The organism is Lichenicoccus roseus (assembly GCF_005844085.1).
Taxonomy (GTDB): domain Bacteria; phylum Pseudomonadota; class Alphaproteobacteria; order Acetobacterales; family Acetobacteraceae; genus Lichenicoccus; species Lichenicoccus roseus.
The window spans coordinates 974,118-989,540 of sequence record NZ_VCDI01000001.1; the positions used below are offsets into that span (position 1 = coordinate 974,118).

Annotated in this window: 11 protein-coding genes; 7 read left to right on the forward strand and 4 right to left on the reverse strand. The window is 66.6% G+C overall.

Translation table 11 applies throughout. The annotated features are described in order from the left end of the window. Position 1: 1 nt before the first annotated feature. Entirely contained in the window at positions 2-1,435 is a 1,434-nt protein-coding gene (gndA, locus tag FE263_RS04390) for an NADP-dependent phosphogluconate dehydrogenase (RefSeq protein WP_138324679.1), read from the reverse strand. A 420-nt stretch (positions 1,436-1,855) separates the two neighbouring features. On the opposite strand from gndA, the gene FE263_RS04395 reads away from it, so the two are divergent. Together FE263_RS04395 and FE263_RS04400 are read left to right on the forward strand one after the other, a co-directional pair. After that, a complete protein-coding gene (locus tag FE263_RS04395) occupies positions 1,856-2,938 on the forward strand; it encodes a glycosyltransferase family 2 protein (protein WP_138324680.1) in 1,083 nt (360 codons plus the stop codon). A 29-nt stretch (positions 2,939-2,967) separates the two neighbouring features. Next, positions 2,968-3,966, forward strand: coding sequence for a glycosyltransferase (locus FE263_RS04400; protein ID WP_276611171.1), 999 nt, complete (start codon positions 2,968-2,970; stop codon positions 3,964-3,966). On the opposite strand, the gene FE263_RS04405 is transcribed toward FE263_RS04400, so the two are convergent. After that, positions 3,939-5,888, reverse strand: coding sequence for an ATP-binding protein (locus FE263_RS04405; RefSeq protein ID WP_171033927.1), 1,950 nt, complete (start codon positions 5,886-5,888; stop codon positions 3,939-3,941). The genes FE263_RS04400 and FE263_RS04405 overlap by 28 nt on opposite strands. Positions 5,889-6,475: 587 nt before the next feature. On the opposite strand from FE263_RS04405, the gene FE263_RS04410 reads away from it, so the two are divergent. Next, entirely contained in the window at positions 6,476-7,969 is a 1,494-nt protein-coding gene (locus tag FE263_RS04410) for an undecaprenyl-phosphate glucose phosphotransferase (RefSeq protein ID WP_138324683.1), read from the forward strand. Between the two features lie 24 nt (positions 7,970-7,993). Here the strand turns inward: FE263_RS04410 and FE263_RS04415 are convergent, their stop codons facing one another. After that, a complete protein-coding gene (locus FE263_RS04415) occupies positions 7,994-8,941 on the reverse strand; it encodes a glycosyltransferase family 2 protein (protein WP_171033928.1) in 948 nt (315 codons plus the stop codon). Between the two features lie 109 nt (positions 8,942-9,050). Here FE263_RS04415 and FE263_RS04420 point away from each other — a divergent pair, with 109 nt between their 5' ends. From FE263_RS04420 to FE263_RS04435, 4 genes are all read left to right on the forward strand, one after another. Further along, positions 9,051-10,115, forward strand: coding sequence for a glycosyltransferase family 2 protein (locus FE263_RS04420; RefSeq protein WP_138324685.1), 1,065 nt, complete (start codon positions 9,051-9,053; stop codon positions 10,113-10,115). A 101-nt stretch (positions 10,116-10,216) separates the two neighbouring features. Beyond that, the gene (locus FE263_RS04425) at positions 10,217-10,792 is read left to right on the forward strand and encodes a polysaccharide biosynthesis/export family protein (RefSeq protein WP_240758977.1); all 576 of its coding nucleotides are present in this window, start codon (positions 10,217-10,219) and stop codon (positions 10,790-10,792) included. A 651-nt stretch (positions 10,793-11,443) separates the two neighbouring features. Further along, positions 11,444-13,777, forward strand: coding sequence for a family 16 glycosylhydrolase (locus FE263_RS04430; RefSeq protein WP_171033929.1), 2,334 nt, complete (start codon positions 11,444-11,446; stop codon positions 13,775-13,777). Positions 13,778-14,066: 289 nt separating this feature from the next. Further along, a complete protein-coding gene (locus FE263_RS04435) occupies positions 14,067-14,792 on the forward strand; it encodes a metallophosphoesterase family protein (RefSeq protein ID WP_138324687.1) in 726 nt (241 codons plus the stop codon). 14 nt (positions 14,793-14,806) lie between these two features. Here the strand turns inward: FE263_RS04435 and FE263_RS04440 are convergent, their stop codons facing one another. Beyond that, positions 14,807-15,412: a phosphatase PAP2 family protein gene (locus FE263_RS04440; RefSeq protein ID WP_138324688.1), complete on the reverse strand. Its 606-nt coding sequence runs from the start codon at positions 15,410-15,412 to the stop codon at positions 14,807-14,809. Positions 15,413-15,423: the final 11 nt, after the last annotated feature.

Consider the following 15,423-nt stretch of genomic DNA (forward strand, 5'->3'; position numbering starts at 1 on the left):
ATCAGCCCTTGATCTCGGTTCCGTCCTGCGACCAGCGGATATGGTAGCTGCCTTCCCGGTCGGTGCGGCGATAGGTGTGCGCGCCGAAATAGTCGCGCAGTCCCTGCAGCAGGTTCGCAGGCCCGCGCGCGCGCCGTACCCCATCATAATAGGCCAGCGACGAGGCGAAGGCGGGCACCGCGACCCCGTTCTGCACCGCAAGCACCACCACGTCGCGCCACGCCTGCTCGGCCTTCAGCACGGCGTCGCGGAAATAATCCTGCAGCAGCAGGCTCGGCGCGTCCGGATGGCTGTCGTAGCCCTCGCGGATGCGATCCAGGAAGCGCGCCCGGATGATGCAGCCGCCGCGCCAGATGGTGGCGATCAGGCCCGGGTTGAGGTTCCAGTCATACTGCCTGGACGCCACTGCGAGCTGCTCGAAACCCTGCGCGTAGGCGATGATCTTGGAGGCGTAGAGCGCGTCGCGGATCTTGTCGATCTCGGCCTGGCCGGCCTGGCGCGGCTCGATCCTGAGGCCGCCGAGCGCCTTCTCCGCCGCCCGGCGCTGGGCCGGCCGTCCCGAGAGGGCGCGCGCGAACACCGCCTCGGTGATCGCCGTGATCGGCACCCCAAGCTCGAGCGCCGACTGCGCGGTCCAGCGTCCGGTGCCTTTCTGCTCGGCCTCGTCGACGATCATGTCGACCAGCGCGTTGCCGGTCGCCGGATCCTTCTTGGCAAGCACCGCGGCGGTGATCTCGATCAGGTAGGAGTCGAGGTCGCCGCTCTTCCAGCCGGCGAAGATCTCGCCGATCTCCGCGGCACTGCGTCCGTATACTGTACGAAGCAGGTCGTACGCCTCGGTGATGAGCTGCATGTCGGCATATTCGATGCCATTATGCACCATCTTGACGTAGTGGCCGGCGCCGTCCGGTCCCATGTATGCGCAGCATGGCGTGCCGTCGACGCTGACCGCCATGCGGGTCACCATCGGCGCGATCCGGTCCCAGGCCTCCTTCGAGCCGCCCGGCATCATGGAGGGACCTTCCAGGGCGCCCTCCTCGCCGCCGGAGATGCCCATGCCGACGAAATGCAACTGGCGTTCCGCGAGGGTTGCGGCGCGCCTGCGCGTATCCTCGAACAGCGAGTTGCCGCCATCGACGATGATATCGCCCGGCTGCATATGCTCGGCCAGTTCCTCGATGACGCCATCGACGGGCTTGCCAGCCTTGACCATGATGATCACCACGCGCGGCACGGCCAGGCTGGCGACGAAGTCGGCAACGCTGTGCGAGGGACGGAAATCGCCCTCGCCGCCATGCTCTGCGACCAGGCGGTCGGTCTTCTCGTCGGTGCGATTGTGCAGCGCGACGCGCAGGCCCTTGCGGGCCGCGTTGCGGGCGAGGTTGGCGCCCATCACCGCAAGTCCGGTGACCCCGAGATCAGCAAGCTCCGTCATGTCTTCCTCCGGTTGCGGCGAACCCATGCGTCGCGGGTCGCGCTTCTCGCAGCATGAGATAATCAGGCGCGCGCTGATTGGCCAGACACCGTCGCACGAGACACCGTCGCACGATACAGCGGGCGCAAGAGGCTATCGGCACGATGGGTCGCTGGCCCGCGGGACAAGAAGATCTCGCAATCCGGGCGGGATCTCTATTTTGTAGATGCCTGTTCCACTTTCCGGATCACATACCCCTTTCGTCAATCGCGGTTGTTGTCAATGGAATGGCGTCGATCCTGAGGCATCGACCTTGGAACAATCGATACTATACGCAATTTGCTCACCACTGAGGCGCGACATGTAGTAGCGAAGTGGCGTTGTTGATGATCGTCTGGTCGAAACCTGCCTATGATGCGATGACTGATTGACGGAAGCGGCATGGACTCGGAAGCAATCCTCTCCTCGATGAACCCTCAGCGCGACGCAGGCACGCAACCTTCCTCGTTCGCCCTCGATGCCCTCGGGGCGGCGGCTGTGAAGGCGCCCGCTCGGCCGAGCGTCTCCGTCGTAGTCTGTAGCCACGATCGGCTCGGCTATGTCACCGCGTGCATGGACAGCCTGTCGCGGCAGACGGTCGGACCCGACGGCTTCGAGATCATCCTGGTCGATAGCGGCTCGCCGCCAGCAGTGGCGGCCGAGATGCGCCGGCTGGCGGAACAGGCAGGGAACGCCAAGCTGGTGCGCGTGGATGCCTCAGGGGTCAGCCGCGCCCGCAACGAGGGGGCCCGCGCCGCTTCCGGCGATTATGTTGCCTATATCGACGACGATGCGGCCGCGGCGCATGACTGGATCGAGCAGATACAGCGCGTTGCTGCCGAGCATCAGGGCCAGCCGGCGGTGATCGGCGGCAAGGTGCTGCCGGAATGGGAGGCGCCGCTTCCCAAATGGTGGCCGTCGACGCTGCGCGGCGTGCTGTCGATCATCGAATACGAGGGCGCCGGCGAATATCGATCCGGCGAGGTTCCCGACACGCTGGAGCCATACGGCGTGAACATGATCCTGCGCCGCGACGCCATGTTCGAGGTCGGCGGCTTCGAGGAAGCGCTTGGACGACTTGGCCTGGTGCTGCAGTCGGACGAGGAGGTCCAGCTCGCTTGGCGCCTGCAGGATGCAGGCTATTCCGCGCGCTATGACAGCCGCATCGAGGTCCGACACTCCATTCAGGCCCGTCGCTTCAACCCGGAATGGCTGCTGGCGCGTCTCTACTGGCAAGGCGCCTCCACCGTGCGCACCCGTCGCCTGCTGGGAAGGCCCGAGCTGGTCCGGCGCGAGTTCCTGCGCCGGTTGGTTGTCGAAGCCATCACCCTGCCGGTGACCTGGCTGGTGCCGAGCACCAGCACCCGGCTGATGGCGCTTCGCTGGCGCCACGCCTATGCCAGCGGCTTCACCCGTGAAGCGACCGCCTGTGGCGCCGGCAAGCGCAAAACCATCTTCGGACGGGCCGAGCATCGACCGTGCTAGCTGCGACCCCGCTTCGGTCTCGCGTGACTGTGCTGTTCTCGACGCGAAATCGCGGCGGAGCCCTTGCTCCCGTGCTTGACCGCTTCAGCCTCCTGAAGGCACCGGCCGGCGGATGGAAGCTGGTCGTCGTCGACAATGGCAGCAGCGACAACACATGCAGCCTGCTCGAAGGTTATCGGGACCGCCTGCCGCTCACCATCGTGACGGAGCCACGTCCCGGCAAGAATCGCGCCCTCAACACGGCGCTGCCGCAGCTCGAAGGGGATCTCGTCGTGCTGACCGACGACGACGTCCTGCCGCAGCCGGACTGGCTGGTGCAGCTCTGCCGCGCTGCCGACGAGCATCCGGAAGCGTCCCTGTTCGGCGGCTGCGTGCTGCCGCATTGGAGCCAGCCACGTCCAGCCTGGCTGGTGGAGAGCGCGGTTCCCTTCAGCGTGCTCTTTGCCCAGCAATGCCGTGAGGCCGGCGCCTGTTCATACGAAGCGATCTTCGGCCCGAACATGGCGGTGCGGGCCAGCGTGTTCGCCGCCGGGTTCCGGTTCTCGGAAGCGGTCGGGCCGGACGAGACCCGGCGCATGTATGCCATGGGCGGCGAGACGGAGTTCCTGCGCCGGCTCGACGCCGCCGGCTACAAGGGTCATTTCGTTCCGGATGCGGTCGTCGGCCATATCATCCGGCCCGAGCAGCTCGACGAGCAGTGGATCCTGCATCGCGGCTACCGCTACGGCATCGGCGAGGGCCGGCACTATGCCAGCCGCCCGATGCGGCTGCGCGCCCGGGTGCTGTTCTACGGCGTTGCTTCGCGGGCAGTGCGTCTGATGCCGCCGTCGCCGTTAAGGCTGAAGATCCGCTACAAGGCGAGCACGTTGACCGGGATCATGGCCGGACTGCGAAACCAGACGGCTCTGGTGCCTGCACCAGCTCGAACGCGCCGGATACATCTGCAGCAGCAGGGCCACGCGAATGGTCCGCACGATTCCGGACTACACGCCACTACTCCTCAGGGAGCCAGGCGGATGGCTCCCTGAGGAGTCTGCTGCGGGTAGCCAAGGGGCGCCTGCAGATAGCCTGGCGGCGGTGACTGCGTTTCCTGAGCCGGCAGCTGGCTGCCGACCTGATCCTGCGGGATCCGCCTTCCGTTTCCTTGATCCAGTGCGCCTTGATCCTGAGCGCCCTGATCCTGGGACACCTGATCGCGCGTGCTGGTCTGGAGGGCGGAAGGCTGGATCCGTCCATGATGCGGCTCGACCGAAACCAGGCGCACTGCGTCCATCGACGGTCCGTAGGATCCAGCATTGATACGGCCGTCGACGATCAGGTCCAGGCTCCCCTCGCGCAGTCGCTGCACGGTGGCCGGTGGCATTCCGAGGCCGCCGGGGTTGAACGCCGCGAAGCTGCGTGAGCGGCGGTTCAGGTCCAGCACCGCCCAGCGCGGGCAGACACCGTGATGGCAGGCCCCCACGTTGTAGAGACGGTAACGCGAGAGATCGATCGGCGGCGATGTCGATGCCAGCCCGGAAGGTGACGGGGACCGGACCACCGGCGGCCGGAACACCGGAGCCTGGCTGGCGGGCGGCTGGGGTGGGACCGCCGATCTTGCGGGGGCCTTGCTCGTGAAGAACTGACCCGCGGGGGGCGGGGGAATGGGCAGCTGCGCCACGGCCTGGCCACCCGCAGGCTGGCTGGGCGGCGGCGGCAGCGTCTCGGTGATGACCGTGGGGCCGGAGGCACCCGATGAAGCAGCGGGCGGTGCGCCATGATCCGGTGCAGCCTGCGCCTGGCGGTCCGGTAGTGGCGTCGCTCCGGCGTTCACCGGTGGCGGCACCGTCACCGGAGGCGAAGCGGGCGGCTCCCGGACGGCGACGGGCGGCTGTGCCGCGGCGAACTGGTCCGGCGCGGCGGGGGAAGCCGCGGTGTCCGGCACGGGCGGCGACGTTGCCTGCCCCGCCGGGCCGTCGGCGGCGCTCTCGTGCCGGACGATCCCGTAGCCTGCGACCAGTACGGCGATCAGCGCCGGCGCCAGCATCCAGGGCCTCAGGGCGACGGCCCGCGCCTTGCGGGGCTGCGCGCGGGCACCGGCGGCCACCTGCACCATGTCGAGGGTCAGACGCTTGCGTCCGGCGCGCTGAAGTTCCTGCGCGCACGCGGTGACGAGGTCGTCGATCTTGCGGAGGCTGCCCTTCGCGTGCTGGACGATCTCGCGTACCGCCTCGTCATTGGCGGGGATCCCACGCGCCGTCAGCATCCGCTCGGCCATCTGCCGTGCATCGTCCGGCGCCAACGCCTCAAGCGTCGTCTGCACCGGGATCGGCTGGCGCATGGTGAAGCCGGGACGCCCGACCAGCAGGATGCGGAACAGCGGACGGCCCCCATCGCGCAGTCCGGCGAGCAGGCAGAGATAGCGCAGGGTCTCCGGCAACAGGGATTGCGCGTCGTCGATGGCCAGGATCGGCGGCTCATGCCGTCCGATGGCGTCCAGTGCGCGCCGGAGCACCGGCTCCAGCTCGTCGACCGAGAGTTCCCCGGCATCGGCCACGCCGAGGGCATGCGCGATCACACGATGCAGGCTGAGTGGTCCGGCAACGAAGTTGCTGATCCGTATGACGCGATCACCGAGCCGCTCGCGCATGGCGGCCGCCGAGGCCAGCACGACACTCTTGCCGGTGCCGGCGGCACCGGAGAGGGCAGCGATCGGCGCCATATCCCGGCAGCACGCGTCGATGAAGGCCAGTGCCGCCTCCTGGGTTGGGGCGAGGGCGCGCTCGGTCTGCGCGGAACCGCCGGCCTGACCAGCGGCGCCAGGCTGCCCGACGGCACTGCCCGACCCGGCCCGGTTGGCGCGGTGACCGATACGGTCCTGTTGATCGACGTTAATGCCCATTCCCCACCATAGTGCGGCGCGCTTTGGAAGCCGTTCCACGATGCGCGATTCGAGAACGACCGGGGACATCGGCGGGTCGTGACGCCTTTTGCCATCCGTCGCTTTATCCAGCTGACGCGTCATCAAAATAAAGCCGATGAGCGTGCGCTGCAACTGCCGCAGCATCGGGACCAACCGGCGTGACGGAGTGGCCCGCCGGCAGCCTCACCGTTCGCCCCGCCATGTGTTGTTGCAACAACACAGCGCGCCTGATTTCACACAGATAAACAAAGTGTCACGAACGACTTCAAAAGCCTGTCGGGCCGGATCCCACAGCCACACCCACCTTCTTCAGGCCTGATGATGGTAAGTTCCTGATCGAAGCTGGTATAGACAAGCATCCCCGTTCGCCAATCCAGCCGCAAAGTCCAAAGATTGCCGGAATGTGGCAGTTGCTGACGCGATAAAGGGACGTTAGCACGCGTTCGTGTATGGATTTACCAACCTGGAACCAACAGATTGTTTGTCGATCGCGACCGCGTGACGGCAATTGGTGCGATTCCGGATGCAAATCCTGGTATTGCGCCCGCCGCGATGGTCTCGCTCCCGAGGGAGGTATTGCAAGGTGCTAGCTTCCTGTCCGACGGTCCCGCTGCTTTGATCTGGAGAAGGTTGAAATGATCACTGCAGAGGCGGGTGTCGCTCAGGCGGTCGGGGTCTCGGCCGAGGCCCAGGAGCGCCCAAACCGGGAGGTGCGAGCTTCCAAGCGTGCCTCACGAGTGCCGCTGACGGTGTTCAGCGGCGCCGGGCGCCTGGTGGATCTGCTGGTGCTGCTGCTGTCGGGGTTCGCCGCCTGTGCGGTGATCGGCCTCGTGCGGCTGCACTACGGCGCGCACCTGCTTGCGGTGTTTGTCGGCGACTGGATGACGATCACCGCCCTCACCTACTCCGGCGCATACAAGATCACGCGCCTGCGCCAGCCGGTCCCGCAACTATTCTGTATCATGCTGGCGGTGATGCTCGGCATGGCGGCGGTGGACCTCTGCCTGTTCCTCGAGAACAACATGATGCTGCCGCTTGAGCCGTTCCCGGAGATCTGGGCAGCCTGCACGGCGGCTTTGCTGCTGCTGTCGCACGGCATCGGCGGCTGGCTGGTGGTACGCTGGTCCGCCAGCGGCCGTCTGCGCCGCAACGTCGCCATCATCGGCGTCTCCGACCTCAGCCGGCGGCTCATCGAAGGGGTGCGACGGGCGCCGAATACCGACATGCACCTGGTCGGCATCTACGACGACCAGGTTCCAGCCAACAGCGTGCATGCCGGCGTACCGGTGCTAGGCCGGGTCTCGGACCTGCTGGAGCATGGCCGCGAGAATTCCTTCGACACCATCGTCGTCGCGGGATCGGTGCAGGAATCCAACCACGTCCAGAACGTGTGCGCTCAGCTCAGCAGCGCGATCGCCGATGTCTACCTGATGACCGACGTGGCGGGGCACAATCTCGGCTCGCCGATCTTCGGCGCGGTCTGCGACCGCGTGGTCGTGCTGATCCGGCGCCGCCCGCTCGATGACTGGCAGATCGTGCAGAAGATGCTGTTCGACCGGCTCGGCAGCCTGGCGGCGATCGTGCTGCTGTCGCCGGTGCTGCTCGGCATCGCGCTGCTGGTACGGATGAGCGGCCCCGGTCCGGTCGTCTTCCGCCAGCCGCGCGTCGGCTTCAACAACAGGACGTTCATTTGCTTCAAGTTCCGGACCATGCACCATAACCGGTGCGAAACCGGAGAGATTGCGCAGGCGACGCGGGGCGATCCGCGCGTGACCTGGATTGGCGCCTGGCTGCGCAAGCTCAGCCTCGACGAGCTGCCGCAGTTGTTCAACGTGCTGCGCGGAGACATGTCCCTGGTCGGCCCGCGACCTCATGCCCCCGCGACCAAGGCCGGCGACCGGTACTTCCAGGATGTGGTGGCCGACTACGCCGTACGCCACCGGGTCAAGCCGGGGATCACCGGCTGGGCTCAGGTGAACGGTTGGCGTGGCGAGACACGGACCGTGGAACAGCTGCAGTCGCGCATCGACCACGATTTCCACTACATCGAGAACTGGTCGATGTTCCTCGACCTCAAGATCCTGTTCCTGACCGTGGCGCGTGAGCTGAAGAGCAAGACCGCCTACTGACGGGCAGGCGGTAGCTGTGGAGGGTCAGGCGGCGTAGCGCCTGAATGGCCCGGCAATGCGCCGGGCCGCGGATTCGGGCAGGATCGGCAGGATGTGCGCGATCAGCAGCAGTATCGCGCGCTTTGGCAGTGGCCGGCGGGTAAATGATCGGCGCAGAGCGCGCAGCCCTGCTTCCCGCCGCCCGTGGCGTACCAGTTCCCGCCCGACGATCCAGCCATTCTCCGCATCTGTGCGACGCCGCAGGGCCGGCAGCCGTTCGACCCCGAAGCGGACGCGCAAGGCCGGGTTGTCGAAGATCGCCTGCGTGCAGGGTGTGAAGGCCTCCGGATCGGTCGCCATCCGCAGGTAGGCGCCGCTGCCGCGCTGGCGGACAAAGAGCAGCGGTTCCGGGCCGGCAACTGTCGCGATCGTGCCGGACGCGGCCAGCCGGCACCAGTATTCCCAGTCCTCGCCGAAGCGCAGGTCGGCGCGGAACAACCCGATCTGGCGGATGGCCGAAGCGCTGATAAGCAGGTGTCCGCCATTGGCGAACAGGTTCTCGACCAGCAGGCGCTCGATGATGTCCCCCTCGGGGAACGGGCCGGGCTTGCGAGAGACCACCCGGCTGCCGTCCTCGGTGACGAAGCAGAACGCCCCGTACACCGCCTGCGCCCGACTCGAGGCCAGGGTCGCGGTCATTCGAGCGAGAGCCTCGGGCGCCAGCCAGTCATCGGCATCCAGGAACAGGATCGACCCGCCATCTGCGAGATCCACCCCGTGGTTGCGTGCCGCCGACACTCCCTGGTTGGCTTGCCGCACCAGCCGGATCCTCGGGTCGGTGAAGTCGCGCACCAGTTCGGCGGTGCCATCGGTGGATCCGTCGTCTATGACGATCGCGTTCCAGTCCGGGTGGGTCTGCCGCAGCAGCGAGTTGAGCGTATCGGCGACGTAATCGCGGACATTGTAGCAGGGGATGATGACGGAGACGGACATGTCACCTGTAAGCCTCATGACGAGATCGTTTCCATCCTGAACAGTTCCCTTACAACCGGACCGGGTATATCGTGTTCATCGACCGCAAGGCCACAGGAAGCGAGCCGAGATGACTAGCGTGCTGATAGCCGGCGCCTTGCCGACCGCTTCGAAACCATCCGTTTCATCCGCCAGCTCTTCGCCCCCAACTGACGCGCCGTCGTACGACGCCGACATCATCATTCTCGCCATGGACCGCGTCGAGGAGACGCTGGAGGCGATCGCCTCCGCCCTGGCACAGGACAGCGTGCGTCGGCACGTCTTCGTGTTCGATCAGGGTTCGATGCCGGAAAACCTCGAGCGGCTGTGCGAGGCGGCTCGCGGCCGGACCGATATCGCGGTGCTGCGGGCCGAGCGCAATTTCGGCGTGGCCGGCGGCCGCAACCGCGCGACCGCGCTCGGGCACGGCAGGGTGATCATCGCGCTCGACAACGATGCGGAGTTCGCCGACAGCCATACCGTGGCCGACGCGGTGGCGCATCTGGATCAGCATCAGGACCTCGCCGCCGTTGGCTTCCGAATCGTCGTGCACTCCACCGGCCAGGAAGACCTGTCCTCGTGGGGCTATCCGAACGCCCTGCTGCCGCGAGCCGGTGCCAGCTTCGAGACCATCACCTTCGTGGGCGCCGGCCACGCTATCAGCCGGCGGGCCTGGAACGAGACCGGTGGCTACGATGACGGGCTGTTCTTCTGCTGGGAGGAATTCGATTTCTGCCTTTCCGCGATCGCGCGCGGCTGGCGGATCGAATATGCCGGCGACCTGGTGGTGCGGCACAAGGTGAGCCCGGACCGTCGCTTCAACTGGACCGGAACGCGCTGGTTCTACTACATGCGCAACCGGCTCTATATCGAGCGCAAATGGCGCAGCAGCTGGCTTCCGGTGGCGCCGCGCGCGGCAGGCTACGTCGTGAAGGGTCTTCGCAACGGCCTGTGGCTGCAGACCGCGCGAGCGCTACCGGCAGCGTGGCGACTGGCGCAAGGCGTCACGCCGACTCCGATGCCGGAGGCTGGACGCCAATACATCGCCCGGAACGATGCCGCCCATCGCGGCTCGCTTCGGCAGCGCATCAGGAAGGAGCTCCTGTCCGCCCTGCCCGGCCATGGCATGAAGAATGCCGGCTCCTCGGTATCCTGACGGCGCCGGGCAGTCACCCGGGGTGGCGACTTGTTGACGGGTCCAACCGCAACCGCCACCCTTCCCACGGTCCATAATCGCTATAATCAAGAGGACATTCCGTGCGCCGCAACATCTTCTTCGCTGGACCCGCGACCATTGCGCTGGCTGGCACGCTTGCACTTTCCGGCTGCTCCGGTGGCGCCGACCTTCCGCCGCTGCCCGACCAGGCATCCTCGGCCTACAGCCTGGGACCGGGCGACGAGGTGCGCGTGATCACCGTGGGCGAAGACTCGCTCAGCGGCGACTTCCACGTGAGCGACGCCGGCAACGTGGCGATGCCGATGCTCGGCGCGATCAAGGCCGCCGGCATGACCACGACGCAGCTTGGCGACGAGATCGAGGCGGAGGCGAAAAACCGCAGCATCCTGCGCGACCCGCAGGTGTCGGTCGAGGTCACCAACTACCGGCCGATCTTCGTGCTCGGCGAGGTCGCCAAGCCCGGCCAGTATCCGTACCAGCCCGGCATGACCGTACTGACCGCGGTGACCGTCGCCGGCGGCTTCACCTACCGCGCCGTCGAGGACTACGCCTCGATCGTGCGCAGCAACGGCAAGACGTCGGTCGAAGGCAAGGTGCAGCGCCAGAGCTTCGTCAAGCCGGGCGACGTCGTCACCATCTACGAGCGCCATTTCTGACGGTCCCCGCTTCACGGACTGGTTGAGCCTGCAACGAACACCCCGGTTCCGCCGGGGTGTTTTTTGTTGTGGCGGGAGTAGAGCGTAGTTGTAACGATATGACCGGCTTGGCGGATAATTCTTTGCTGGCATCATAAACAATGCCCCGTGACGCCATGCGGGACGCCATGCCGTTCCCGGGCGCCGGTTGCGGGCCGCATCGCATCGATGCGTTTTTCCGCCCGGGTCGGCAGACCATTGCCACCGCCCGGTGAGTGCTGCGCCGGCACCGACGATGTAGCCCGATCGCTGAGACGATATCGAAGTTATCGATCAGCAACTGCCTGTCCGAACACCAAAAGAAAATGGTTGATCACGATTACGTGATCGGAATAAACCTGCGGTCAGACGGAGCAGCAATGGCTGCGACCCGGATCGGAACGATCCCGCTCAATACAGTTCCCGAGATTGCGGAACTGTCTAAATAGCCTTCGATAGACTTCGACGATCGCTGTCTCCTGACAGGTAGCGTCGAAGCATAGATCGAATTCTGGCAGCCGACATCTCTACTTCGGTCAGGCCGGCCTTCTCCAGACAGCAGAATTTTTCTTCGGGACATCCCCGAAGACACCCGAACTGCGCGCGGCGCGCGCCCACTCAAGGATCATGATCATGTCGAACGGTTCCTTTGACGTCGACTTCCAGACGACCTCGAACATCTACAGCACGCCCTTCACCAATATCTGGGGTGACAGCAAGCAGTGGTCGCTGTCGGCCGCCAACGGCCTCTGGCTCGGCTCGTCCGGCACCGATTACACCCCGATGGGCATCATGCAGACGCCGTCGGGCAACAGCGCCGGCGAGGGCTACGGCGCCTACAGCTATACGGCCCGCTACGAATACGCCAACCAGCCGGGCGGCGACTACCTGCTGCTTTGGCGCGCCGACGATACCTGGCTCGACAGCGCCAAGCCCGGTGTCCTCACCGAAATGGACATGCTGGAGACCTGGGACAACAGCGCCACCGAGCAGAGCACCCTGCACTACTACAACACCGCCAACGACGTGAACGGCCAGATCTTCCACAGCACCAGCGGCCTCGACCTGACCAAGCTGCACGTCTACTCGATGGACTGGGAGAGCGGCTCGCTCACCTTCTACATCGATGGCGTCAAGATCTACCAGGTCACCGGCTCCTCGGTCCCGGCGGACACCGCGCACGGCGGCAACAACCAGGTGATGGGCATGGGCGCCGAGACGGAGACCAGTCCGGTCGGTATGTACGTCACCGAGGCGCAGTACACCTCCACCCCGGACATCGCAGCCCAGGGCGGCGTCACCTCGGTAATGGCGGCGCAGATGGCGCGCGAAAGCGGTTCGGGCACCGGCGCCGCACCACCGGTCGTGGTTCCGCCAGTGATCGGCCCGCTGACCTCGATCGCCGTTTCCGCACCGGGCACGGTCGTGGAGACCTCCCCGGGAGCCGGCGTGTCGGTCGCCGAGACCATCACCGCCCCGGGCGCCACCACGCTCTACGAAGCGACCTTCACCTCGTCGAACGTCGCCGAAGGCAACTGGCAGGCCGTCGCCGTCAACGCCGCCGGCACCGGCAGCTTCGAGGCCGCCTTTGCCCACACCGGCGACTATCTGGTCGTCGTCAACAGCACCTCGAATGCCACCGTGCAGGGCTACTCCTCCGCCATCACCATCACCGACACGGCGGCCGCACCGGTCCTGACCTCGATCGCCGTCTCCGCTCCGGGCACCGTGATGGAAGCCTCCCCGGGTGCCGGCGTATCGGTCGCCGAGACCATCACCGCCCCGGGCGCCACCACGCTCTACGAAGCGACCTTCACCTCGTCCAATGCCGCCGAGGGCAACTGGCAGGCCGTCGCCATCAATGCAGCCGGCACCGGCAGCTTCAAGGCCGGCTTCGAGCACAGCGGCGACTATCTGGTCGTCGTCAACAGCACCTCGAACGCCACCGTGCAGGGCTACTCCTCCGCCGTCACCATCACCGACGCACCGGTCGCGCCGCCCGCGCCCGTGCTGACCTCGATCGCGGTGTCCGCGCCAGGCACCGTCAAGGAGACCGCGGCCGGCGCTGGCGTCACGGTCACCGAGACCGTCACCGCCCCGAACGCCACCACGCTCTACGAGGCCACCTTCACCGCAGCCAATGTCGCTGAAGGGAACTGGCAGGCCGTCGCCGTCAACGCCGCCGGCACCGGCAGCTTCCAGGCCGCCTTCGCCCATACCGGCGACTATGTGGTCGTCGTCAACAGCACGACGAACGCCACCGTGAAGGGCAGCTCCTCGGCCATCACCATCACCGATCCGGTGGTGACGCCGCCGCCCGTCACCCCGCCCGTGACACCACCGGCCGCTACGCCTAGTTTCACCATCGCTTCGATCACCGAAGTCGCCGGCCATCTGGTCGTCATCGGCGACAAGGAGAGCGGCTCTGCGGCCACCATCCGCGAGACCATCGACGGCAACTATCTCGGCGTCATCGAGGATCATGCCCCGGATGGGAAGTTCAACTTCACCCTGGCAGACACGACCAAGGGCAGCCACACCATGCTGCTCAGCCTGGACGGCTCCGCCCTGAGTGCCAAGATGAGCTTCGTCATCGCCCCGGCGGTCGTGACCCCGCCGCCCGTGGTGCCGCCGGCACCGGTGAAAGGTCTCGTGATCAGCGCCCTGACCGAGGATGCCGGACGCCTCGAGATGACCGGCGACAAGGAGATCGGCAAGGCGGCGACGCTGCGTGAGACAATGGACGGCCACTACCTCGGCACCCTGCGGGACGGCATGGCGGATGGCGCCTTCAACATGCACATCGCCGACGTCGCGGTCGGAGCGCACGTGCTCTACCTGACCCTGGATGGCTCCTCGACGACGGCGACCTACGACTTCACCAAGCTCGCCAGCGGCACCATCCAGCATATCGTGCCGGCCAGCACGAGCGCCTCGAGCCTGATCGCGGTGGCGTCGCACTCCTGAACCTGCCCGGACAAGGCAAGGGGTCCTGCCCCCTTGCCCCGGGTTGCGGTCTTCCCGGCTCCGCTCAGCCCCGGGCCACGCTTAGCAATGCCAAATCGATCGCAAACCTGCTCTATTCCAGGTCGAAGCCGGCAGCACCCTTCATGCTCCGGCGCAACCTGGGGGCTGGACTTATACTGTGCGAGGTCGCGAGCAGGGGACCAGGTCAAACGCCACGACGCGGCGTGTCAGCCTGGAGACCCGACCCTCTGAGCGCAGCGTATCTTCCGGGATTGGCAGGTCACGCGTCATGTCCTGGCCGCTGACCTTCCTGCCTGCCCCAGGCATGCTCTCGCCGGGACGACGCGCCTACGTGATCGGCGATATCCATGGCTGCTCCGAGCGCCTCGGCCTGCTGTATCGCCAGATCAAGCTCGACCTTCGCGACCGCCCCGCCGAGGACGTGACCCTCATCCATCTCGGCGACTATATCGATCGCGGACCGGACAGTGCCGGCGTGCTCACCATGCTGGCGGCGGAACCCGATTTCCCTGTCACCCGCGTGGTCAACCTCATGGGCAACCATGAGGAAATGGCGCTGCAGGCCCTGGCCTTCGGCAATCCGCGCCAGGCTGAGGACTGGATTGCCAGTGGCGGTGCGGCGGCGTTGGCAAGCTGGGGCATCCCGCGCGAGGCGCCGCTGGCCGAGTGGCCCGCGATGCTGCCGCGCTCGCATCTGCGCTTCATGAGCCGCCTGTCCCTGCAGTACCGGATCGACGGCTACCTGTTCGCCCATGCCGGAGTACGTCCCGGCGTCGCGCTCGATCAGCTCAGCCGCCGCGACCTGCTCTGGATCCGCGAGCCCTTCCTGTCGTCGAGGATGGAGTTCGGCGCCGTGATCGTCCATGGCCACACCCCCACCTCCGACCCGGTCCTGAGATCAAACCGGATCGGCCTGGACACCGGCGCGGGCCGGGGCGGCCGCCTCACCTGCGCCGTCCTCGAGGCAGGAAAAATAGCCTTCTTCGCCGCCTGAGTGCCGGAGCACCTTCAAGGGTGGTGGCAGGAGGAGATGAATGGCCACCAATAGACGATCGCCATGTGCTGGATGGCTTCCTCGGCATTCAGCTCGCGACCGTGGAACAGCAGTGCCACCACCACCACGACGAGGGCGAGCACCCCGCGGCGGAAACCGTCCGGACGCCGCCCGGCCAGCAGGGTGAACACCAGCGCGCCAAGGATACCGACCGCCCCGCCCATCAGCACGTCGGGGATCGTGTGAACGCCAAGATCGACGCGCGAGAAGCCGAACACCAGCGCCAGCAGGATGGCGGCTCCAGCGATAACCAGCAGGTGCCTGGTGGCGCCCGGTATCCCGTTCTGGCCGAGCAGGGCGAGCAGGGCAGCGTAGACGACGGTGGCGCTCGCGGTATGGCCACTCGGGCTGCGTATCCCGAAATCCGGCATGTCGGAGCCGCAGGCATAGAAGATGATCTTGAGCGACAGCACGACCGCCAGGGTTCCGGTCACCGCCACCGTCCAGCCGATCGCGCCCCGCCACCAGCCCAGCAGCAGCAGTGCCACGGCGATCGCGGCGGCCATCGGCAGCACGACGGCCTGGTCGCCGAAATCGGTGATGAACTTCACGACGGCCACGGATTACGCCG

Coding starts and splice junctions, on each gene's coding strand:
- gndA (WP_138324679.1), bottom strand. CDS start 1,435: ATGACGGAGCTTGCTGATCTCGGGGTCACCGGACTTGCGGTGATGGGC.
- FE263_RS04395 (WP_138324680.1), top strand. CDS start 1,856: ATGGACTCGGAAGCAATCCTCTCCTCGATGAACCCTCAGCGCGACGCA.
- FE263_RS04405 (WP_171033927.1), bottom strand. CDS start 5,888: ATGTCCCCGGTCGTTCTCGAATCGCGCATCGTGGAACGGCTTCCAAAG.
- FE263_RS04410 (WP_138324683.1), top strand. CDS start 6,476: ATGATCACTGCAGAGGCGGGTGTCGCTCAGGCGGTCGGGGTCTCGGCC.
- FE263_RS04415 (WP_171033928.1), bottom strand. CDS start 8,941: ATGTCCGTCTCCGTCATCATCCCCTGCTACAATGTCCGCGATTACGTC.
- FE263_RS04420 (WP_138324685.1), top strand. CDS start 9,051: ATGACTAGCGTGCTGATAGCCGGCGCCTTGCCGACCGCTTCGAAACCA.
- FE263_RS04430 (WP_171033929.1), top strand. CDS start 11,444: ATGTCGAACGGTTCCTTTGACGTCGACTTCCAGACGACCTCGAACATC.
- FE263_RS04435 (WP_138324687.1), top strand. CDS start 14,067: ATGTCCTGGCCGCTGACCTTCCTGCCTGCCCCAGGCATGCTCTCGCCG.